The organism is Saccharothrix sp. 6-C, from assembly GCF_016695385.1.
GTDB lineage: Bacteria > Actinomycetota > Actinomycetes > Mycobacteriales > Pseudonocardiaceae > Actinosynnema > Actinosynnema texasense.
Map to the genome: position 1 here is coordinate 1,636,191 of NZ_CP064192.1, position 20,714 is coordinate 1,656,904.

22 protein-coding genes are annotated in these 20,714 nt (G+C 74.3%); 7 read left to right on the plus strand and 15 right to left on the minus strand.

Annotated elements, in window-relative coordinates; translation table 11 throughout:
* Positions 1–10: 10 nt before the first annotated feature.
* The 7 genes from IOD16_RS07585 to IOD16_RS07615 form a co-directional block, all read right to left on the minus strand.
* Positions 11–805 (minus strand): class I SAM-dependent methyltransferase, encoded by a 795-nt coding sequence (locus tag IOD16_RS07585; RefSeq protein ID WP_201439463.1) that lies wholly within the window; start codon positions 803–805, stop codon positions 11–13.
* Complete coding sequence (locus IOD16_RS07590) at positions 802–1,983, minus strand: MFS transporter (protein ID WP_201439464.1); 1,182 nt, start codon at positions 1,981–1,983, stop codon at positions 802–804. The genes IOD16_RS07585 and IOD16_RS07590 overlap by 4 nt, the downstream gene beginning before the upstream one ends.
* Positions 1,980–2,981 carry a dipeptide epimerase gene (locus tag IOD16_RS07595; RefSeq protein WP_236594803.1) on the minus strand — a complete coding sequence of 334 codons (1,002 nt, stop codon included), beginning with the start codon at positions 2,979–2,981 and terminating at the stop codon, positions 1,980–1,982. The genes IOD16_RS07590 and IOD16_RS07595 overlap by 4 nt, the downstream gene beginning before the upstream one ends.
* The gene (locus tag IOD16_RS07600; RefSeq protein ID WP_442978096.1) at positions 2,978–4,051 is read right to left on the minus strand and encodes a PLP-dependent cysteine synthase family protein; all 1,074 of its coding nucleotides are present in this window, start codon (positions 4,049–4,051) and stop codon (positions 2,978–2,980) included. Before IOD16_RS07600 ends, IOD16_RS07595 begins: the two co-directional genes overlap by 4 nt.
* Positions 4,048–4,884 carry a Rossmann-like domain-containing protein gene (locus IOD16_RS07605; RefSeq protein ID WP_236594804.1) on the minus strand — a complete coding sequence of 279 codons (837 nt, stop codon included), beginning with the start codon at positions 4,882–4,884 and terminating at the stop codon, positions 4,048–4,050. Before IOD16_RS07605 ends, IOD16_RS07600 begins: the two co-directional genes overlap by 4 nt.
* Positions 4,881–6,137, minus strand: a complete 1,257-nt coding sequence (locus IOD16_RS07610; protein ID WP_201439465.1) for an ATP-grasp domain-containing protein — start codon at positions 6,135–6,137, stop codon at positions 4,881–4,883. Before IOD16_RS07610 ends, IOD16_RS07605 begins: the two co-directional genes overlap by 4 nt.
* Positions 6,138–6,279: 142 nt before the next feature.
* Positions 6,280–6,810, minus strand: a complete 531-nt coding sequence (locus tag IOD16_RS07615) for a CGNR zinc finger domain-containing protein (protein WP_201439466.1) — start codon at positions 6,808–6,810, stop codon at positions 6,280–6,282.
* Between the two features lie 39 nt (positions 6,811–6,849).
* Here IOD16_RS07615 and IOD16_RS07620 point away from each other — a divergent pair, with 39 nt between their 5' ends.
* Positions 6,850–7,782, plus strand: a complete 933-nt coding sequence (locus IOD16_RS07620; RefSeq protein WP_201439467.1) for an EamA family transporter — start codon at positions 6,850–6,852, stop codon at positions 7,780–7,782.
* Between the two features lies 1 nt (position 7,783).
* On the opposite strand, the gene IOD16_RS07625 is transcribed toward IOD16_RS07620, so the two are convergent.
* Complete coding sequence (locus IOD16_RS07625; RefSeq protein ID WP_201439468.1) at positions 7,784–9,013, minus strand: serine hydrolase domain-containing protein; 1,230 nt, start codon at positions 9,011–9,013, stop codon at positions 7,784–7,786.
* A gap of 230 nt (positions 9,014–9,243) precedes the next feature.
* On the opposite strand from IOD16_RS07625, the gene IOD16_RS07630 reads away from it, so the two are divergent.
* Positions 9,244–9,984: a GbsR/MarR family transcriptional regulator gene (locus tag IOD16_RS07630; protein ID WP_201439469.1), complete on the plus strand. Its 741-nt coding sequence runs from the start codon at positions 9,244–9,246 to the stop codon at positions 9,982–9,984.
* A 10-nt stretch (positions 9,985–9,994) separates the two neighbouring features.
* Here IOD16_RS07630 and IOD16_RS07635 read toward each other — a convergent pair whose 3' ends face one another.
* From IOD16_RS07635 to IOD16_RS07655, 5 genes are all read right to left on the minus strand, one after another.
* Positions 9,995–10,474, minus strand: a complete 480-nt coding sequence (locus tag IOD16_RS07635) for a DinB family protein (RefSeq protein ID WP_201439470.1) — start codon at positions 10,472–10,474, stop codon at positions 9,995–9,997.
* 21 nt (positions 10,475–10,495) lie between these two features.
* Entirely contained in the window at positions 10,496–11,422 is a 927-nt protein-coding gene (locus IOD16_RS07640) for an alpha/beta hydrolase family protein (RefSeq protein WP_201439471.1), read from the minus strand.
* Between the two features lie 174 nt (positions 11,423–11,596).
* Positions 11,597–12,601, minus strand: a complete 1,005-nt coding sequence (locus IOD16_RS07645; RefSeq protein WP_201439472.1) for a tetratricopeptide repeat protein — start codon at positions 12,599–12,601, stop codon at positions 11,597–11,599.
* A 181-nt stretch (positions 12,602–12,782) separates the two neighbouring features.
* On the minus strand, positions 12,783–13,154 hold the full coding sequence (locus IOD16_RS07650) for an RNA-binding S4 domain-containing protein (RefSeq protein WP_123742885.1): 372 nt from the start codon (positions 13,152–13,154) through the stop codon (positions 12,783–12,785).
* 74 nt (positions 13,155–13,228) lie between these two features.
* Positions 13,229–14,581 (minus strand): alpha/beta fold hydrolase, encoded by a 1,353-nt coding sequence (locus tag IOD16_RS07655; protein WP_201439473.1) that lies wholly within the window; start codon positions 14,579–14,581, stop codon positions 13,229–13,231.
* A 103-nt stretch (positions 14,582–14,684) separates the two neighbouring features.
* Here IOD16_RS07655 and IOD16_RS07660 point away from each other — a divergent pair, with 103 nt between their 5' ends.
* Together IOD16_RS07660 and IOD16_RS07665 are read left to right on the plus strand one after the other, a co-directional pair.
* Positions 14,685–15,725, plus strand: a complete 1,041-nt coding sequence (locus IOD16_RS07660) for a sensor histidine kinase (protein ID WP_201439474.1) — start codon at positions 14,685–14,687, stop codon at positions 15,723–15,725.
* A complete protein-coding gene (locus tag IOD16_RS07665; protein ID WP_201439475.1) occupies positions 15,722–16,351 on the plus strand; it encodes a response regulator in 630 nt (209 codons plus the stop codon). Before IOD16_RS07660 ends, IOD16_RS07665 begins: the two co-directional genes overlap by 4 nt.
* A gap of 48 nt (positions 16,352–16,399) precedes the next feature.
* On the opposite strand, the gene IOD16_RS07670 is transcribed toward IOD16_RS07665, so the two are convergent.
* Positions 16,400–17,590 carry a serine hydrolase domain-containing protein gene (locus IOD16_RS07670; protein WP_201439476.1) on the minus strand — a complete coding sequence of 397 codons (1,191 nt, stop codon included), beginning with the start codon at positions 17,588–17,590 and terminating at the stop codon, positions 16,400–16,402.
* Between the two features lie 135 nt (positions 17,591–17,725).
* On the opposite strand from IOD16_RS07670, the gene IOD16_RS07675 reads away from it, so the two are divergent.
* Genes IOD16_RS07675 through IOD16_RS07685 form a run of 3 tightly spaced genes read left to right on the plus strand, consistent with a single transcriptional unit; the run spans position 17,726 to position 19,590 of the window.
* A complete protein-coding gene (locus IOD16_RS07675) occupies positions 17,726–18,268 on the plus strand; it encodes a hypothetical protein (RefSeq protein ID WP_201439477.1) in 543 nt (180 codons plus the stop codon).
* The gene (locus tag IOD16_RS07680) at positions 18,269–18,835 is read left to right on the plus strand and encodes a sensor histidine kinase (protein ID WP_201439478.1); all 567 of its coding nucleotides are present in this window, start codon (positions 18,269–18,271) and stop codon (positions 18,833–18,835) included.
* Positions 18,832–19,590, plus strand: coding sequence for a response regulator (locus tag IOD16_RS07685; protein WP_201439479.1), 759 nt, complete (start codon positions 18,832–18,834; stop codon positions 19,588–19,590). The genes IOD16_RS07680 and IOD16_RS07685 overlap by 4 nt, the downstream gene beginning before the upstream one ends.
* Here the strand turns inward: IOD16_RS07685 and IOD16_RS07690 are convergent, their stop codons facing one another.
* Entirely contained in the window at positions 19,591–20,706 is a 1,116-nt protein-coding gene (locus tag IOD16_RS07690) for a glycosyltransferase (RefSeq protein ID WP_201439480.1), read from the minus strand.
* Between the last annotated feature and the right edge of the window lie 8 nt (positions 20,707–20,714).

Genomic DNA, 20,714 nt, shown 5'->3' on the forward strand with positions numbered 1-20,714 from the left:
GTCGTTCCTTTCAGTGGCGCAGGCGCGCGACGAGGTGCAGGCGGTCGCCGGAGAGGGCTGCGCCCGGTTCGGCGTCGGCCGTCCACGGCCGGTCGGGCGCCCAGGGAGGTTCGGTACGCGGTCCCGGCGAGTCGAACAGGGCGAGCACGTCGAAGCCGGCGTGGTCGAGGAAGTGCCGCAGCTCCTGCGGGAACAGCAGCCGCCACGCCGAGCGCTGCACCAGCGGCTGCGCGCCGGGCCACCACCACTCGCGGCGGCGGCGCAGCAGTTGGGCGGCGTGGTCGATCCAGAGCCGGGTGTGCGAGGTGTAGGAGACGCCTTCCCAGACGACCGTGCGGGTGCGGACGTCGTCGAGCAGCTCGGTGCTGCCGAGGAAGAACGCGCCGTTGCGCATCTCCGCCACCAGCAGGCCGCCCGGTTCCAGGTGCTCGCGGCAGCGGCGCAGGAACTCGTCCAGGTCGGCGTTCGTGTGGCAGTACAGCAGGGCGCTGTCCAGGCACGTGATCACGTCGAAGCGCCGGCCGAGGTCGAACGTCCGCATGTCGCCGAGCGCGAACTCGACCGCCGGGTGGTGCGCGCGGGCGTGCTGGACCATGCGCTCGGAGCTGTCCAGGCCGACCACGTCGTAGCCGAGGCCCGCCAGGTGGCCGGCGTCGCGGCCGGTGCCGCAGCCGACGTCCAGCAGGGCCCGGCCCCCGCCGAACCGCGTCACAACGTCGTGCGTGAACCGGGCGGCGACGTGGTCGGGGTCGGGGAACTGCTGCTCGTACAGGCCGGGGTTGTCGGTCAGCAGGTTCTCGCTCATGTGGCCACCTCTCGGTTCGCGGTCAGCACGCCACGCCGGTGCAGCCGGGCCACGGCCGCCGCGCAGCCGAGCCCGACCGCCACGCACAGCAGCGACGCGGCCGGGGCCGACCGGCCGAACACCCAGCCGATCACCGCGTTCCCCAGTGCCGCGGCGAGACCGGAGGCCAGGTAGAACACGCCGAAGTAGGTGCCCGCCAACCCGGTGCGGCCGAACGCCGGGATCAACTCGTAGACGAACGGCTGGGAGATCATCACGCCGAGCGACAGCAGCAGCGTGGCGACGAGCACCGGCGTGATGCCGCCGAGCGACCCCAGGTGGCTCACCGCCGTGGCGACGAAACCCAGCCCCATCACCGCGATGCCGAGCGCGATGGCCCGCCCGCGCGCGAACCGGTCCAGCGCCCGGGTGATGCGCACCTGGAACAGCAGGGTGGCGACGGTCGACACCAGGAACACCGCGGCGACGGCGAACGACGACCCGCTCAGCCGTCGCGCCTCCAGCGGCAGCACCAGGTAGAGCTGGTTCTGCAACACGAACACGCCCGTCAACGCGCCGGTGAACGCCAGGAACCGCCGGTCGGTCAGGCACTCGCGCCAGTCGTCCAGCACCGTGCCCCGGTGCGGCGCCGCGGGGCGGTCGGGCAGCACCACGGCCTGCGCGACGGTGAGCGCGGCGAAGATGCCGGCCGCGACCAGCGCCGCGAGCCGGAAGTCCCACAGCAGCAGCAGGCCGCCCAGCAGCGGCCCGGCCAGCGCCCCCGCCTGCCCGTAGGTGTTGAACAGCGCGAACGCGCCGGCCCGGTCCTCGGACTCCTCGGCGATGTAGGCGCGCACGGCCGGGTTGAACAACGCGCCCGCCAGCCCGCTGAGGACGGACGCGGCCAACAGCACCGCCACCGACTCGCCCGCCGCGAACAGCCCGAACCCGACGGCCCGGACCGCGCAGCCCGCGATGATGACCCGGCGCGGCCCGAGCCGGTCGGACGCCGTGCCGCCGACCAGGAACAGCCCCTGCTGGCTCAACGTCCGCACGCCGAGGACCACGCCGATGGTCGCCACGGACAGGCCCAGGTCGCCCAGGTGCGCCGCCAGGTAGGGGATGAGCAGGTAGAAGCCGGTGTTCACGCCGAACTGGTTGACCAGCAGCAGGCGCACCGACAGCGGGAAGCGCCTCATCGGGCCACCACGCCGAGCCCCGGCGCGCCGGTCAGCCGCAGCGTGCCGTCCTCGCCGCCGATGCCGGTCCAGGGGTCGTCGGCCAGCAGCAGGTGGCCGTCCAGGTCGACCCACCGCGCGTGACCGGTGAGGTGCACGGCGGGCGCGATGCCCAACGAGCTGGCCACCAGGCAGCCCAGCATCACGTCCAGGCCGCATGCCCGCGCGACGTCGACGATCTCGCGCGCCGCGGTGAGGCCGCCGCACTTGGCCAGCTTGACGTTCACCCCGTCGACCAGGTCCGCCAGCGCCCGCACGTCGGCGACCGTGGCGGCGTCCTCGTCCGCGATCAACGGCACCGGGCACCGCTCGCGCAGCCACGCCAGCTCGTCCCACCGACCCGGCGGGATCGGCTGCTCCAAGGCGTCGACACCGGTGAGCCGGTCGACCACGCGCACGGCCTGCTCGGCGGTCCAGCCGCCGTTCGGGTCGAGGACGAGCCGGGCGTCGGGCGCGGCGGCCCGGACCGCTTCGACCCGGGCCACGTCGTCCTCCGCGCCGACCTTGACCTTGAGCACGCGGAACCCGCGCGTGGCCAACGCGCCGGCTTCGGTGGCCGCGTCGCGCACCGAGCCGATGCCGATCGTGCGCGCCGTCGGCACGTCCGTCCACTGTGGAATGCCCAGGACGGCGTGCACCGGGACGCCGGCGCGCAGCGCTTCGAGGTCGTGCAGCGCAGCGTCCACCGCGGCGAGCACGCCCGGCGGCAGCTCGGGCAGGCGTGCCCGCAGCTCGTCGGGGTCCGCGCAGGAGGCGACCACGGGCGCGAGGTCCCGCAGCAGCCCGGTGATCCGGTCCACGTCCAGCCCGTAGTACCGGCTGGTCACGACCTCGCCGTGGCCGCGGACCCCCTCCCACCCCAGGATCACGCGCACGGCGTCACGACGCGCCATCACCGACCTGGAGATGCGCAACGGCGAGCGCAGCTCCAGCCCGTACACCGTCCAGTCGAGCTTCACGCGGGCACCCCGACGGCCTTGGGCGCGTAGACGGCCCGGCACCTGGCCCAGCTGGTGACCTCGATCTCGGCGGTGTCCGCGATCTCGACGGGCCGGTCCGCCGGGGTGGCCAGCAACCCGCGGGAGCGGCAGAAGTCGTCGTCGAAGATGGTGCCCAGGTAGCGGTGCGGGCCGTCCGGGAAGATCGTCACCACGGTCGCGCCCGGCTCGACGCGCGCCGCCCACGCCGACACCAGCGCGACCGCGCCGGTGCTCCAGCCGCCGGTGACGAAGCCGTCCCGCGCCAGCCGGCGGCACGCGTCGACCACCTCGACCGGTCCCAGCCAGTGCACTTCGTCGAACTCCTCGTGAGCGACGTTGCGGGGGTGGATGCTGCTGCCCAGCCCGCGCATGACCCGCGACCGGGCGGGTTGGCCGAAGATGGTCGAGCCGACCGCGTCCACGCCGATCAGCCGCACGTCCGGCCAGTGCCGGCGCAGGGCCGTGACGACGCCCGCGCTGTGCCCGCCCGTGCCGACGCTGCACACCAGCACGTCCGCGTGGTCGAGCTGGGCCGCGAGCTCCCGGGCCAGGCCCGCGTACCCGGCGGGGTTGTCCGGGTTGTTGTACTGGTCGGGCCAGTACGCGCCGGGCAGCCCGCGCAGCACGGCGTGCAGCCGGTCCAGCCTGGCCTGCTGCCAGCCGCCGGTCGGGTGCGGCCGGTCCACCACCTCCAGCCGCGCGCCGTGCGCCCTCAGCAGCGCGCGCATCGACGGCTCCAGCTCGTGGTCCACCACCAGCACGACCGGGTGCCCCAACGCCTGGCCGGCGAACACCAAGCCGAGGCCGAGCGTGCCGCTGGTCGACTCCACGACGACCGCGCCGGGGCGCAGCTCGCCGCGATCCCGGGCGGCTAACAGCATCGCGACCGCCGACCGCGCCTTCATGCCGCCCGCGCTCAGGCACTCCAGCTTCGCCCAGAACCCGCCGTGCCGGTGGGGCAGGGGAATGTCGATGCGGGCCACCGGGGTGTTGCCGAGCAGGTCGAACAGGTGGGGGTTGCGCATGCCCGACCGGGGGAGAGCGGTCACCGGGCACGCCCCGGCGCCCGGTAGTGGTGCACCGTGGTCGGGCCGCCGTGCAGCCAGAAGAACGGGAACGGCTCGGCCGACACCGCCGTGACGCCCGAGCCGAGGAACCACGGCACGATCGCGCTCGCGGTCTGGGCGAACACCACCAGGGGCCGGTCGGCCGCGACGGACGCGCGCAACAGGGGTTCGAAGCTGCCGTTGCCGACCGTCATGCCGGAGGCCAGCACCAGGTCGCAGTCGTCGACGGCGGCGAGCGCGTCGGTCACGATCGGCTCGTCCCACTCGGTGCGACCGCCCTTGAGGTCGCACGGCACGTAGCGCAGGCCTCGGGCGCGCAGGTGGTGGAGCAGCGAGTTGACCACGCCGACGACCAGCACACGTTGCCCCGGCCGGGCGTCGAGCAGGTCGACCACCGCCGACGCGCGGGCCATCGACTTGGCCAGCGAGTCGCCGGCGCCGATCACGACGTGGCGGGCGGCGGAGAGGTGGTGCGGGTGCGCGTGCATGAGGTACGCGTCCAGGACGGCCGTGCGGATCGCCGTGTCGGGGTGGGCGAGCAGGTCGGCCACGGTCTCCCCGACGCAGTCGGTCACGCCGGCGTCGTCCGCGCCCTCCGGTTCGACCGCGCACGAGCCGACCGCGTCGCCGACGCGCACGCTGACCACCGTGTTGCGGTACGCCTGACCCCGCGAGACGTGCCGCGCGCCCTGCCTGGTGGTGAACGCGACGCTGACCCGGGACTCGGCCGGGTCGGGCCCCAACGCCCCCGCCCGCGCCAGCGCGACCAGCTCGGTGACGCCCGACAGCGGGCGCCGGTCTGCCTGCGCGGTCACGCGGTGGGCTCCGCGTAGCGGACGTCCAGCGTGCCCACGACGCGTTCGGCGCGGGCGCGGGCGTTCAGGTCGGGGGAGGTGACCATGACGTGCCCGAGGTAGCTGTTGTTGCTGGTCGGCTCGCCGGCGCGGTGACCGGCGGGCTTCGCGGACCAGTCGACCACCTCGGGGTTCGAGGCCAGGGCGGCCACGCCGTCGATGCCCGCCACCACCCCCGCCCGCGGCGGCAGCAGGAACGAGATCGCGGCGCTGCGCACGCCGGTCTCCCGGGCCCGCAGGTCGGGTTGGCGGCCGACGGCGAGCTCGGCGAACACCGACGGCAGGTCGACGCCGGTCACCCGGCGGACCAGCTCGGTGATCCGGTTGCCCGCCGGGCGCGGGTTGACCTCGATCAGCCGGGGTCCGTCGGCGGTCAGCTTGACCTCGGTGTGCGCGACCGCGTGGTCGAGGCCGAGCGCGTCGATCGCGTTCACCGCGGTGTCCACGGCCGCGTCCCGGTCGGCGTCGGCGAGCGCGGCCGGGAACATGTGGCCGCTCTCCACGAACCACGGCCGCCCGGCCAGGCTCTTGTCGGTCACCCCGATCACGTAGGTGGTGCCGGCCGCGGTCACCGTCTCCACGCTCACCTCGGGGCCGACGAGCAGCTCCTCCAGCAGCACGGTCGGCACCCGCTCCTGGCCGCGGGCGTTGACGGGGAACGCCTCCAGCGCCAGGTAGGCCTCGCGCAGGGCCGTCTCGTCGCGCACGTCGCGCACGTGCATCCCCGCGCACAGGTCGACCGGCTTGACCACCAGCGGGTAGCCCAGCTCGGCGGCGGCCTTGGCGGTCGCGGGCCAGTCCCGGGTCAGCGCGAACCGCGGTCCGGGCACGCCCGCCGCCGAGGTGGTCGCGCGGGTGAGGTCCTTGCGGTAGGCGCGTTCGACGGCCCGGGGGTCCGCTCCGGGCAGGCCGAGGTGCGCGGCGACGGCGGCGACCGTGGAGAGGTAGTAGTCGCAGGAGGAGATCACGCCGTCGAACGCCAGCACGCCGTGCATCCGCTCCACATAGGACAGCAGCGACGGCACGTCGTTGGTCTCGGCGGTGAGCACGTTGTCCGCCGCCAGCAAGGGGTGCGGGTGCGCGGGGGCGGACCGCAGGTAGTGCTGCAGGTCGCGGGTGAGGAAGGTGAACCGGTGGCCGGACTCGTGGATCGCCCGTGGCAGCAGCGAACTCATCGCGCCGACCCAGCTCTCGATCATCAACAAGTGCGCCACGCGTGCTCCTCCGAAGGGGGCGTCGATCCAGGACTGGGAGAATGGTAATCATTATCAGTCCGGTGACGAGGCCGCCAATCGAGTGATGTGGCTCACTGGTGGTTCGGTCGGTCCTCCTTCGCGGTCGAAGTGCGAGCGGGCATCAGTTCTTGCGCGCCCGGTAGGCCGCGACGGCGATCCGGTTGCCGCACGCGGTGCTGCAGTAGCGCCGCGAGCGGTTGCGCGACAGGTCGAGCACGAGCCCGTCGCACGTGTCGTCGGCGCAGACGGACAGCCGGCTCAGCTCGTCGGTCCGGATCACGTCGACCATCGCCAGGGCCGTCTCGACGGCGATCCGGTCGGCCGGCGGCGTGGCGGGGTCGGTGGCGTGCAGGTGGTAGTCGAAGCCGTCGTGCCGCACGAGCTGCGGCACGACGTGGTGCCGCGCCAGGATGTCGTTCACGATCCCCGCGGCCGTGTCGCGGTCGCTGGTCAGGAGGCGGCGCAACGGGGCGCGCAGCGCGCGGACGGCTTCCAGCTCGGTCGCGTCGTGGGCACGGGAGCCGGTGTAGCCGTGCTCGGCGTAGAACGCGTCGAGCTGGGCCCGGTCGGTCAGCGTGTCCGGCTCCTCGGCCGAGTTCACCAAGGCGACCGCGGCCACGAGCGACGCGGTCGTGTCATGGGTGAAAAGCATGTTGACACATTACTCCCGGGGTCCATAGCGTCATCAGCCATGACGACGATGACGCATGGCAGGCCGGTGACCGGCCTGCGGGCCGGGCTGGGGTTCGCGCTGCTGTCCGCGTCGTCCTTCGGGTTGTCCGGACCGCTGGGCCGCGGGCTGATGGACGCGGGCTGGTCGTCGGCCGCCGCGGTCGCGGTGCGCGTGCTGCTGGCCGCCCTGGTGCTGACGCCGATCGCGGTCGTGCAGCTGCGCGGCCGGTGGGTCCTGCTGCGCCGCACCGCGCCGCTGATCACGGTGTACGGGCTGGTCGCGGTGGCCGGTTGCCAGTTGGCGTTCTTCAACGCCGTCGCGCACATGGAGGTCGGGGTCGCGCTGCTGGTCGAGTACACCGCGCCGGTGGCCGTGGTCGGCTGGCTGTGGCTGCGGCACGGTCAGCGGCCCACCCGGCTGACGGTGCTCGGCGGCGCCCTGGGCCTGCTCGGGCTGCTGCTGGTGCTCGACGTCGTGTCCGGCGCGCGGGTCAGCGTCGTGGGCGTGCTGTGGGCGTTGGGCGCGATGGTGGGCGCGGCGGCGTACTTCGTGCTCAACGCGCGTGACGCCGAAGGGCTGCCCGGGACCGTGCTGGCCGCCGGCGGGTTGCTGCTGGGCGGTGTCGTGCTCGTGCTGGCGGGCGCGGTCGGGATCGTCCCGTTCACGGTGTCGGCCGCACCGGTCGCGTTCGACGGGTTCGCCGTGTCGTGGTGGCTGCCGGTGCTCGTGCTCGGCGTGGTGACGGCGGCCCTCGCGTACGTCGCCGGCATCGCGGCGACCAGGCGGCTCGGCTCGCGCCTGTCGTCGTTCGTGGCGCTGACCGAGGTCGTGATGGCGTTGATCTTCGCCTGGCTGCTGCTCGGCGAGGCGCCGGGCCTGGTCCAACTCGCCGGTGGCGCGTCGATCCTCGCCGGGGTGGTGGCCGTGAAGCTGGGCGAGCCGAGGTCCTGAGTCAGTCGTCGAGCGCCTGGTAGACCGTGGCCCAGAAGTCGTGGATGGCGCGTGGCGAGTCCGGGGTCGACATCCCGACCTGGGTCAGCAGGACCCCGGTGAGCCCGGTGGTCCGGTCCGCGTAGGCGGAGGTGCCGGTGCCGCCGTCCCAGCCGAACTGGCCGACGGGCGCGTAGTCGCCGCGCCGGGTGCGCACCGCCATCCCGAAGCCCCAGCCGCCGTGCTGACCCTGACCGGACGACAGGTGGGCCATGGACCGGTACATGGCGGTGCGGGCGGCTTCCTGCTCCGGCGTGAGGCGGTTGGTGGTCATCAGCTCGACCGCGGGCCGGGACAGGATCCGCTCGTTGCCGTGCGCACCGCGGTTCAGCAGCATCGCGAAGTAGGCGTGGTAGTCGTCGACGGTGGAGACCAGCCCGCCGCCGCCGCCCTGGAACACCGGCGGCCTGCTGACCCGTCCGCCCGCCGCCTCGTCCCACACGAGGAACTCCCCGGTCCGGGGATCGGGCCCGTACAGGGGCGGCAACCGGTCGATCCCGTCGGCGGGCACGTGGAAACCGGTGTCCACCATGCCCAGCGGGTCGAGGACGCGTTCGCGCAGGAACGCCTCCAACGACCGGCCCGCGACCCTGGCGACGAGCACGCCGACCACCTCGTTGCTCAGGTCGTACTGCCACCGCTCGCCGGGCTGGTGCGACAGCGGCAGCTCGCCGAGGCGGCGCATCCACTCGTCCGGCTCGGGCGCCGGCCCGGACACCACGCTGTAGTCGGTCCGCTCGAAGGTCGCGTCCCTGATCGGCGAGTCCATCAGCTCGAAGTCCACGCCGAGCCCGAACGTGGAGGTCAGCAGGTCCCGCACGGTGATCGGCCGCCGGGCGGGCACGGTCTCGTCCAGCGGGCCGTCGGGCCGCTCCAGCACCCGGCGGTCGGCGAGCTCGGGCAGCCACGGGTCGACCGGGTCGTCCAGCCGCAAGCGGCACTCGTCGAGCAGCACCATCGCCGCCGCCATCGTGACCGGCTTGGACGTCGACGCCATCCGGAAGATCGTGTCCCGGCGCATCGGCGCGCCACCGTCGTGGCTCATCGTCCCCATCGCCTCGACGTGCGTCCGGCCGCCGCGGCTGACCAGGGCGACCAGCCCGGGGATCTTCCTCGACTTGACGTGCCGCGCCAGCAGGTCGCGCAGCCTGCGCAGTCCCGCCTCGGTGAACCCGCTCGTGCGGTGTCCCATCGTCGATCTCCTCGCGCCGTAGTTGCCTCGCTGTTTCCGGCAACGGAAACGCTAAGGAGCTTTTCGGCAGCGCTCAATGATCTCGTTGCATTCGAAGCTCATCTCTGCTGGTCGAACGTCTCGAATCCTTGCAATGGATCTGAAGTCAACGCAACGATCACCAGGTGATCTTTGCAATGAGTCGGACGTGAACGCTACGGTGGGCGTGACGTCGCACGGAGGAGGTCGCGGTGCCCGGAGGCAGGCTCACCCAGCAGGAGCGCCGGCGGATCGCGCTGGGGCTGGCCGAAGGCCTGGCGTACGCGGAGATCGCCCGCCACCTCGACCGGCCGACGTCGACCGTCACGCGGGAGGTGACGCGCAACGGCGGTCCCGCCACCTACCGCGCCGACCTGGCCCACCACGCCACCGGGCGCCGCGCCCGCCGGCGCCGCAAGGCCGGGCCGCCGGGCCCCCTGGCGCGCGGCGGCGACGCCGAGGCCGTGCGCGAGTACGAGGAGATGTTCGCGACCGTCTTCGTGCAGTCGGGGCTGCCCCGGATGACGGCCCGGGTGCTGGCCTGCCTGACCATCGCCGACACGGGCAGCCTCACCGCCGCCGAGCTCGCGCAGCGGCTCCAGGTCAGCCCGGCGTCGGTCTCCAAGGCGATCACGGTCCTGGAAGGGCTGAGCCACGTCCGCCGGGAACGCGACGAACGCCGACGCGAGCGCTACGTCGTGGACAACGACGTCTTGTACCAGTCGATGATGTCCAGCGCCCGCACCACCGCGCACCTCGTGGAGATCGCGCGGCAGGGCGTCGGCGTGCTCGGCCCGGACTCCGGGGCCGCCGCCCGCCTGGAGAACATCGCCCGCTTCCTCGACTTCGTCTCCCGGAGCATCGCCCGCGCCGCGGACGAGGCCCGCCAGTACCTCCACCCCGCTCCCGGGGCGACCGGGGCGGCGCGCGCCGGGTCCGGACCCGGCGCCTGAGGGCCGGCGCTCAGCCGGCGAGCACCTGCTCGCGCAGGATGTCGGCGTGCCCGCAGTGCTGGGCCAGCTCCCGCAGCACTTGCAGGTACACCCAGTGCAGCGTGCGCGGTCCGGTCCGGTGGCCGGTCACGACGGCGTCCAGCGGCAGGTCCGCGACCGCCGCCCGGGCCGTGGCGCAGGCTTCCCGGTGGGCCGCCGTGACCGAGGCGACGGTGTCGTCGTCGGAGAGCCGGAAGGACTCGTCCGGGTTCCCCACCAGGCCCAGCTCCCGGCGGGACGTGCCGCCGACGCACTCCTCGAACCACACCCGCTGCATCCACGTGACGTGCTTGAGCAGCCCGAGCAACGTCGTCGCCGACGGGACGAGCCGGCGGCGCGCCTGGTCCTCGGACAGGCCGTCGAGAGCGGCCTCGATGGCGGCGCGGTGCTCCTCGACGAACGCTTCGAGCTGCGTGCGCCCGTCCTCCAGCGGCACGTCGAACGAACCCATGGGGAACTCCTCTCGCTCGGCTCAGGCGCCCCGGTCGTCGGTCCGGTCGGTGATCCACCGGGTCAGGGCGTCGAGGTAGCCGGGCGCCAGGCGGGTGCCGCCGTCGGTCCGGACGCGGTGGTCGGCGCCGGGGAACACCCCGACGGCCAAACCCGCCCGGGGATCGCGGTCGGGGTGGCAGGCGGCGGCGGTGAACAGCTGGACGCTGTCGGCGACCGGGACCACGTCGTCGGCCGCGCCGAAGAGCGCCAGGTGCGGGCAGCGCAGGCGCACCGCGTCCGGCACGGGGTCGTGGTCCTGCTTGCGCTTGAGGAACGCCCAGAGGCGCTCGTCCACTTCGGCGGCGTGCTCGCTGAACGCGGTCGGCGGCGACTGGGCGATGCGGAGCGCCTCGGCGAAGTCGGCGTCGCGCCGACCGGCCTCGACCACGCGGTCGTAGCCGGCCAGCGCGGCGTCGACCTCCTCGTCGGTGATCCCCTCGGTCCGCCGCAGGGCGTTGGCCAGCGCGTAGCGGTCCTGCACGGCGGGTGTCGTGCCGGGACCGCCGTTGGTGACGACCCACGGCACGTCGTCGCGCAGCGCGGCGGCCCGCAGGACGACCCAGCCGCCTTCGCTGTGCCCGAACAGCCCGACCGCCCCGCCGCGCACCTCCGGCCGCGCCCGCAGGAAGTCCAGCGCGGCGGCGGCGTCGGACGCCAGGTCGTCGACCGTCGCGTCGAGCCAGTCGCCGGAGGACTCGCCGACGCCGCGCTTGTCGTAGGACAGCACGGCGATCCCGGCGTCGACCAGGTGCCGGCGGATCGGCGGGAAGTGCGTGTCGTTGTCCCGGTCCGACGGCCCCGACCCGCCGACCATGACCACGCCCGGCGCCGGCGCACCGCCCTCCGGCAGGGTCAGCGTCCCGGCCAGCACCACACCGGCGTTGGTGAAGGCGACGTTCTCCGCCAAGAGTCCCCCTGAGGCGCGTGGTCCGCGGACGAGTATGCCCCGGGCGCGGGCAGGTCGCGCGCGATTTTTGTCGGCGACCGCACGTCGACGCTCCCGGGTGGACTCGCTGACGTTGCTCGACGTCGTCGCGTCGGCGGAGGCGGTGGCCGCGCGGTGCCGCGGGTTCGCGCGGCGCTAGAACGTGGGTCGTTCGGCGGACTCCGGGTGCTGGTGCCACGCCAGCAACCTCGTCCGGCCGGTCCTGGCCCGGGCGGCGCGCTCCGCCTGGTCCGGCCGGGCGGACAGGACGCGTTCGGCGGTGTCGAACTCGCGCAACGCCTCGGTGTCCGCCTCGTCGGAGCCGATCGCGGCCAGGCCGACGCCCCGCCACAGCCGCAGCACGCCGACCACCGGCGCGCCGGGCGCCCGCGGCTCGATCACCGCGAGGTGCCGGTCGATGCCGGGCAGGGCGTCGTGCGGGCCTTCCCTCGCCAGCAGCACCTCGCACCACCGGTCGACGGCGTCGGCGGTCACGGACGCGTCCGGCGCGTGCCGCAGCAGCAGGTCGATGCCGCGCACGAGGTGCGCCTCGGCCTCGTCCGCCCGCCCGAGGTCGTCCAGCGCCTGCCGCAGGGCGTGGTGGCTGACCGCCGCCGCGAGGCCGCCGGGCGCGATCCGCTCGGCCAGCTCGACGGCCTCCCGGGCGGCGCGCTCCGCGGCCCGCCCCTCGCCCAGCGACCGGAAAGCGCGGGACAGGTCGTTGAGCGTGCGGATCACCGTCTCGCCGGTCCGGTCCGCGGCCCGCTGGATGGCCAACGCGTCGTTGAACGCCACGACCGCGTCGTCCAACGCTCCCGTGTCGCGCAGCGCGCACCCAAGGGAAGCGAGCGCGTTCGCGTGCAGCAGACCGTTCGGCTCGGCCTGCTCGACCAGGTCCAGGGCGGTCGTCAAGGTCTGCAACGCGCGGTGCGGGTTGCCGAGCTCCACGTCCATCCGCCCGTGCCCGGCCAGGGCCTGGGCGAGCAGCACGGCGACTTCGTGGTCGCGGCGGTCCAGGCCGTCCAGCTCGTAGACGGCGACGGCGTACTGGTCGGCGGCCTCCGGGAACCGGCCGGCGATCACCGCCGAATCGCCTTCCCGCAGCCGCCAGCGCGCCGGCCCGACCCGTTCGTTGCGCTCGTCCCGCCGCTTCCGGTCCACCGCACCTCCCCATCGTGGCGGTGCGGACCGCCCACGCGAGAGAACGCCTTCCTTTCCTTGATCGCCTCGACTTGATCGCCCGTTAGACGGACGTCACCTGATTCACCTGAACGGTCCAGGTCGACTGCGCGCTTTCCGGCCGGCGCAGGGGCCCGCCACCGGGTGGCGGGCCCCTGCGCCGTCAGAACTGGCCGGTGCGGAACTTGTCCAGGACCCGGCGTTCCCGCTTGGTCGGTCGACCCGCGCCGCGCTCACGGCGGGCGACCTGCGCGGGAGCTTCCGTCGGCGGCGGTGGCGGCGGGGTCCGGTCGATGAAGCAGCCGACCGCGTCGGCCGCGCCGACCCGTTTCTGGATCACCCGGACGACCTCCACGATCCGGGTCGTGTCACCCACTCGCGCGCGCACCTCGTCACCGGGTGACACCGCCGTGGCGGGTTTGGCCGGCCGGTCGTTGACGCGCACGTGCCCGCCCTTGCACGCCGCCGCGGCATCGGATCGCGTCTTGGTCAGTCGGACCGCCCACAGCCAGCGGTCCACACGGGTGGACTCCACGCCTACATCATGACCTGTCCGGGCCCGGACCGGTGGCGCGGCCGGATCGGCGGCGGTCGCCGGGCGGGCGGCGGTCAGGGGCAGGTGGTGCCCGCGGGCGGCAGGCGCCGGTCGGTGACGTAGGCGCTCACGTGCTCGATGACGCACGGGTTCGCCATGCCCGCGAACAGGTTGTGGCCCGGACCGTCGTGGTAGATCGCGCGGCTGCCCCGGACCTGGTCGGTGACCCGGGTCGTGAGCCCGTAGTCCTGCCAGGTGCCCGCGCCCAGGAACGGCGGCAGCGTCGACGGCAGCGGCGCGGGCGGGTTGGTGGTCGGCGTCGGCCAGCCCGCGCACGTCAGCGGCAGGTGCCAGGCCATGGGGAACGCCGCGCCGATGTTCGGCGCGATCCGCCGCAGCCGTTCGACGGTGCGCTCGACCTGCCGGAAGTCCGAGCGAGGGAAGTCCAGGCACTCCTTCACACCGCCGCCGGGCAGCCCCGGGTCCGGGTCGCGGCCGGGCGGCGCGAAACCGGACGCGTCACCGGCCTCGGCCGCCGTGACGGCCCGCAGGGCCTCGTCCCACCGGCTCGGACCGGGCCTGAGCTTGGCGAACGCGAGCGCCTGCAACTGGGTGCCGTCGTACGAGGTGCCCACCGAGGGCGCGGGGACCGGCTCGGCGTCGGCCTTGGCGACCAGGGCCTGCCAGCGCTCCTCGACGCCCGGCCCGGCCCAGTCGAGGAACCGCCGCACGACCGCTTCGTAGTCCCGGGCCATGGCGTCGAGCTCCCGGTCCCAGTCACGCGTGCTGTGGTTGCCCGTGCCGTCGACGTAGACCGTGCGCACCCGGTGCGGGAACTGCCGGGCGTAGGACTGCGCGATCACGCCGCCGTAGGACGTGCCGATGAAGTTCACCCTGGGCTCGCCGAGCGCGACCCGGATCACCTCGACGTCACGGGCGTCGCTGCCGGAGTCCATCCGGTCGACCAGCTCGGGGTCGGTGTCGCGGCACCGGTCGCCCCGCGCGCGGTTCTCGGCGACGAGCCGGTCGAACCCGGCCTGGTCGGTGGGGAAGCGGGGCGTGCGCAGCGTCCGCCAGTCGCAGTCCAGCACCGGACCGCTCAGACCGGGGTAGCCGCGCGGGTCCCACGTGACGACGTCCATGGACTCGCGGATCCGGTCGAAGATCCGCGGCCGGGACCGCATGATCGCGATCTGGTCGCCCTGGGGCCCGCCGAAGTTGACCAGGACCGTGCCCTTGCGGACGCCGGTGGCGGGCAGGCGGCCCAGCTTCACCGTGATGGCGCGGGTGGCGGTGAGGGGCACGGCCAGGTCGGCGCACTGGGCGGCGACCGCGCTGTCACCGGGACAGGGCTGCCAGTCGAGCGCGGGTGGCCGGTCGACGTGCGCGGGCACGACGAGCAGCAGCGGTAGCAGGAGTTTGATCACGCCGACCACGCTAGGAAGCCCTCGCCTCCCGCGGCTGTCCGCGATCGTCGCCGGCGGTGTTCACCAAAGTGGACCCGTCGGTCGCATGGCTAGGGTGGCGGCCATGGCGAGGACTGCGCTGCCGCTCGCAGTGGTGGTGGCCGACACGGGGTTCGGGTGGCTGGTCGGCACGTCGGCCGCGGGACTGGCCGCGTGGGCCGCGCTGACCGCCGCGGTGATGCTCCTGGCCGCCCGCCGCCCGCTCGTGGCGTTCCCGATCGCGCTGGCGTCGGCGCTGCTCACCGGCGGCGCGCTGGCCCTGCTGGCGTGCACGAGCTACCAGGCGGGCCGGCACGTGACCTCCCGCCGGCAGCTGGTCCTGACCGTCACCGCCGCCATCGCCTACCCGGTCGTGCTGCTGGCGCCGACGCCGCTGCCCGCGACCGAGCCGTACCCCGCGCTGGCCCGCATCGCGCTGCTGGTGGCGATGCCGCTGGTCGCGGGTGTGCACTTCACCAGGCAGGCCGAGCGGCTGCGCCGGGAACGGCGGCTGCACGCCGAGCGGGAGCGGTCGCGGGAACGGCGGCGCATCGCGGCGGACATGCACGACTCGCTCGGCCGGTGGCTCAGCCTGGTCTCGGTGCAGGCCGCGGCGCTGGAGGTGGCCCCGCTGCCGGCCGACCAGCGCCCGGTGGCGCGCAACCTCGCGCACGCCGCCCGCACCGCCGTGGACGAGCTGCACGCCGTCGTGGCCACCCTCCGCGCGTCGCCCGGCCTGGAGGGCGTCGACGACGTGGTGGCGCAGTTCCGCCGCGCGGGCGTCGCGGTGACCGTCGAGCGCTCGGGCCCCGCCCGGCCGCTCGCGACCGGCGACGCGGGCCACGCCGCCTACCGGGTCGTGCAGGAAGGGCTGACCAACGCCGCCCGGCACGCGCCCGGCGAGCCGGTGGTGGTGTCGCTGACCTGGCAGCCCGACGCGCTGCTGGTGGCCGTGGCCAACCCGACGCGCGAGCAGGTCGGCGGCGCCGGGGGAACGGGGCTGGCGGGCCTGGCCGAACGGGTCCGGTCGGCCGGCGGCCTGCTGCGCGTGCGCGCCGAGCCGGGCGGGTTCCGCCTGGTCGCGATGCTGCCCGTGGCGCCGGAGCGGGTCGAGGCCGTCCCGTGATCAAGGTGCTGGTCGCCGACGACGAGCCGCTGATCACGGCGGGCATCCGGGCGGTGCTGGAGTCGGCGGGCGACCTCGACGTGGTGGCGGTGGCCGCCGACGGCCGCGAAGCCGTGGACGCCGCCCGCCGGCACCGCGTGGACGTGGCGCTCCTCGACCTCGCCATGCCGGTGATGGGCGGCCTGGCCGCGGCCGCCGCGTTGAGCGGGCCGCGCGTGGTGGTGCTGACCGCGTTCGGCGACGAGGCCAACGTGCGGTTGGCGCTGCGCCAGGGGGTCGACGGGTTCGTGCTCAAGAACTGCGCGCCGGACGAGCTGATCCGCGCCGTGCGGGCCGTGCACGCCGGTGAGGCGTACCTGTCGCCCGCCGTGACGCGGCACGTGCTCGGGATGGTCGCGGTGGACGGTGGCGCCGAGGACGCGGCACGCAGGCTCGCCGCGCTCACGCCGCGCGAGTCGGACATCGCCGCGCTGGTCGCGCAAGGGCTGTCGAACGCCGAGGTGGGCCGCCGCGTGCACATGAGCGAAGCCACGATCAAGACCTACGTGAGCCGCATCCTGGCCAAGCTGGGCTGCCAGAACCGGGTGCAGGCGGCGCTGCTGGTCCGGGACGCCTCGCGGACGTGACACGGCGGTGGGGCGCCACGCGGACGTCCCACCGCCGGTCGGGGGGGTCTACTTCAGACCGCAGAGCGCGTGGTCGACCAGGTCCACGGTGACTTCCTTCGTCAACCGGGGCGCACCGGGCTCGGCCACCATCGAGTCGGTGTTGACCGACACCATCACGCTGCGCTTGCCGTCCGCCGTCACGCCGTTGCGGGTCATGAAGCCGGGGATGTTGCCGCCGTGCGACCAGTGGCCGCCGCACGAGTTCGGGATCCACATGAGACCGAGCCCGTACTCGGCGCCCGCCCACCCCGGGTCGAGCTTCGGCGCGCGCACCGTCTTCGTCATCTCGGCGAGCTGCGCGGGACGCAGCACCTTGCCGCCGATCAGCGCCTTGAGGAACTTGTTGCCGTCCTCGGTGGTGCTGATCATGTCGCCGGCCGCGCCGCCCCAGGACGGGTTGTAGTGCGTCACGTCGAGCGCCCGGCCGTACCGCGGGTCGGTCGGGTCGGCTTCCAGGCCCTTCTCCGGGAACCGCTCGTACGCCGTGGCGTGCGGCCCCGGCAGGAACGCGGACGTGCCCGGCAGGGAGGTGTCCCGCAGGCCGAGCGGCTGCACGATGCGGGTGCGCACCTCGTGCTGCCAGGTGTTGCCGGTGACCCGTTCGACGATCATCCCGGCCAGGAGGTAGCCGGTGTTGGAGTAGTTCCACTGCTCGCCGGGCTGGAAGTCCGGCGGCACCCGCGTGGCGAGCGCGACGAGCTGCTCGGGGCGGTGGGTCCGGAACCGGATCTCGTCGAACCGGTCCTCCAGGAACAGCTCCGGCAGTTGGCCCACGTAGTTGTTCAGGCCGCTGGTGTGCTGCAACAGGTGCCGCACGGTGATCTTCGTGCCGTCGTTGCCGTTGCCGGCGACGACACCGGGCAGCCACCGCTCGACCGTGTCGTCCAGGGACATGCGGCCCTCGCCGACCAGTTGCAGCACGGTCGCCGCCACGAACGTCTTGGTGTAGCTGCCGATGCGGAACTTCGCCTGCCACGGCACGGGCGTGCGCCGGTCGACGTCGCCGTAACCGCTGCGCACCCGCACGTCACCGCGCGGGGTGTCCACTTCGACCAGCACGCCGGGCGCGCCCTGTCGCAGCAACGCGTCGGCGTGCCGCTGGAGGGTCCTGGTGTCGGGCCGGTGCTCGGCGTTGGCCGTGCCCACCGCGGTCAGGGTCAGTGCCGCGATCACCGCTGTCGCGAGAACTCGTTTCATGTCACCTGACGCTATGCACGCGCGGCGCCCGCGTCGTCGCCCTGCGACGGCATCTCCACCTACCCCTCCGGGGGTAGTGGCGGATCCGCCCACGGGGTGGCGACGGGGGACGCGGCGCGGCACTACCTTGGGCGGGTGCTGGCGAAAATCACGCCGATCCGGCTGGACCTGCTGCTCGCGGTGGTGCTGACCACGTTGACCGTGGTGACCACGGCGAACCAGGCCGGCCCGGTCGACCGGGTGGCTTACGTGCTCGCCGCGCTCACCGTCGCGCCGATCGCGCTGCGCCAGCTCGCGCCGCTGGCCACGATGGCGGTCATGCTCGGCGCGCTGGCGGCCTACAGCCTGTTCGCGTTCGACGGCCTGCCCAGCGCCGGGGTCGGTGTGCTGGTCGGCATGTTCACCGTGGCCACGCTGCGGCCCCGGTCGACGGCCGCGGTCGTGTTCTCGGTGACGACGGTGGTCATGGTCGTGGCGTTCCTCGGGGCCGCCGTGGTCTCGTGGTCCGAGGTGGCGCAGTCGGTGCTGGTGGTGATGGGCGCGTGGATGCTCGGTGAGGGCACGCGGCGCTGGGCGCGCCGGGCCGAGCGGTCGGCGGAGGAGGCGGCGCGGGCGGTGGCGGACGAACGGGTGCGCATCGCGCGCGAGCTGCACGACATCGTCGCGCACCACATGTAGGTGATCTCGCTGCAGGCCGGTGTGGCGCAGTACGTGCTGGACAGCGACCTGGCGACGGCGCGCCAGGCGATCACCACGGTCGGCGCCACGAGCCGCGAGGCGTTGACGGAGATGCGCCGCCTGCTCGACGTGCTGCGCGTGGACCACGACGACGACTACCGGCCGCAACCCGGGTTGGCGGCGCTGGACGGGCTGGTGGAACGCGCGCGCGGCGCCGGGTTGCCGGTGGAGGTGACCGTCACCGGTGAGGCGCGTGAGCTCCGGCCGGGACCGGACCTGTGCGCTTACCGGGTGGTGCAGGAGTCCCTGACCAACGTGCTGAAGCACGCGGGGCCGGCCGAGGCGCGCATCGACGTCGACTACGGCGAGCAGACGCTGGTGCTGAAGGTGACCGACAACGGCCGGGCGGCGGCGGGCGCGTCCGGTCCGGACCACGAGCCGCACGGCATCCGGGGGATGCGGGAACGCGCCGAGCTGTACGGCGGCGTGCTCAGCGCGGGTCCCACGGCCGACGGCGGTTTCGGCGTGGTCCTGCGGCTGCCGATGGGCGAGGTGGCGGCCCGGTGACGATCCGCGTGCTCATCGCCGACGACCAGGCGCTCATCCGGGCGGGCCTGGTGGCCCTGTTCACCGCCGCGCCGGGCTTCGAGGTCGTCGGCGAGGCGGTCGACGGCGGGCAGGCCGTCGCGCTGGCCGCGCAGACCTCGCCGGACGTGATCCTGATGGACATCCGGATGCCGGTGCTGGACGGCATCGACGCCACCCGGCAGATCCTGGCCGCCCACCGCGACGCCGCCGACCGGGACACCGCCGACCGCGACGCCGCCGACCGCTCGACCGGCCGGGACCGGCAGCCCGCCCGCGAGGACCCGCCGCGCGTCGTCGTGCTGACCACGTTCGACCTGCCCGAGTACGTCTACACCGCGTTGAGCGAGGGCGCGTCCGGCTTCCTGGTCAAGGACACCCCGCCCGAGCGGATCATCTCCGCCGTCCGCACCATCGCCGCGGGCGACATCCTGGTCGCGCCGCACATCACCCACCGGCTCATCGAGACCTACGCCCAGCACCACCGCGCCACCGCGGTCGGCGCGCCGCAGCTGGCCGCCCTGACCGCGCGGGAGACCGAGGTGCTCCGCCTGGTCGGCAACGGGCTCACCAACGGCCAGATCGCCCAACGCCTCGTGCTCAGCGAGGCGACGGTGAAGACGCACGTCAAGCGGATGATGGGCAAGCTCGCCCTGTCCAGCCGCGCGCAGGCCGTCGTGGTCGCCTACGAGAGCGGCCTCATCGTGCCGACGGGCAACCGCGACCGGCCCGGGTAGTCAGCCGGCCAACCGCTCCAGCAGCGGCACCGCCCGCGCGGGCTCGGGCAGGTCGAGCATCTCGGCGCGGACGCGTCGCGCCGCCCGCCGGTGACCCGGCTCCGCCAACACCTCCTCGACCGCGGCCCGCACGTCGCGCGGCGTGGCGGCGACGGGGTCCAGCTCCCGGCCCACACCCAGCCGAGCGCACTGCTCGGCGTTCTGCGGCTGGTCGGCGCCCAAGGGCAGCAGCACGGTCGGCAGGCCGTGCGCCAACGCGCCGATGACGCTGCCCGAACCGCCGTGCGAGATCACCAGGTCGCAGTGCGGCAGCACCGTCTCCTGCGGCAGGTAGCGCTCCACGCGCACACCGGGCCGTTGCGGGCCGAGCTCGGCCGGGTCGAGGTGCCTGCCGACGGTGGCGACCACCCTCACCGGCAGGTCGCTCAGCCCGGCCGGCACCCGCGAGAACAGGTCGCCGGACTCGGAGTTGAACGCCGTGCCGAGGGTGAAGTACACGGTCGGCGGGTCGGACCGGCCGACCGGACCCACCGGCGGGCGGATCGGGAAGGCCGTGGCCGGCAGGGGGAACGCCGGGTCGCGGAAGCTCGGCGGGAACGGCGACAGCAGCAGGTGGCGGTGCAGCATCGCCAGCTCCGGGTCGGGCGGCAGGCCCAGCCCGGCCCGCAGCTCCGCGACCGGCTCGCTCACCACCGCCGGCCGGACGAACGCGCCCGACGCGATGACCTGCACGTTCACGTAGGGCAACCCGAGCTTCTCGGCCGCGAGCACGCTCCCGAAGTCCACTTCCTCGCACCCGACCACATCGGGCCGCCACCGCTGGAACAGCTCCAGGTACAGCGGCGCCCGCCGCGCCGCACCCCGCCGCACGAACCCGTCCCGCAACTCCTCGTCGTCCCGCTGCCGGTCGGGCGCGAGCAACGGTCCGACCCGCGACGGCTCGGCCCGACCCTCACCGACCGGGATCGCGGTGAACCCGGCGGCCCGCACCGCCGCGCACCGGTCCGGACCGGCGGCGACCGCCACGGTGTGCCCGGCGGCGGCGACGGCCGAGGCGAACGGCACCAGGGGTTGGAAGTGCCCCAACCCGCCGATGAAGGTGAACAACACGCGCATCGAGCCAG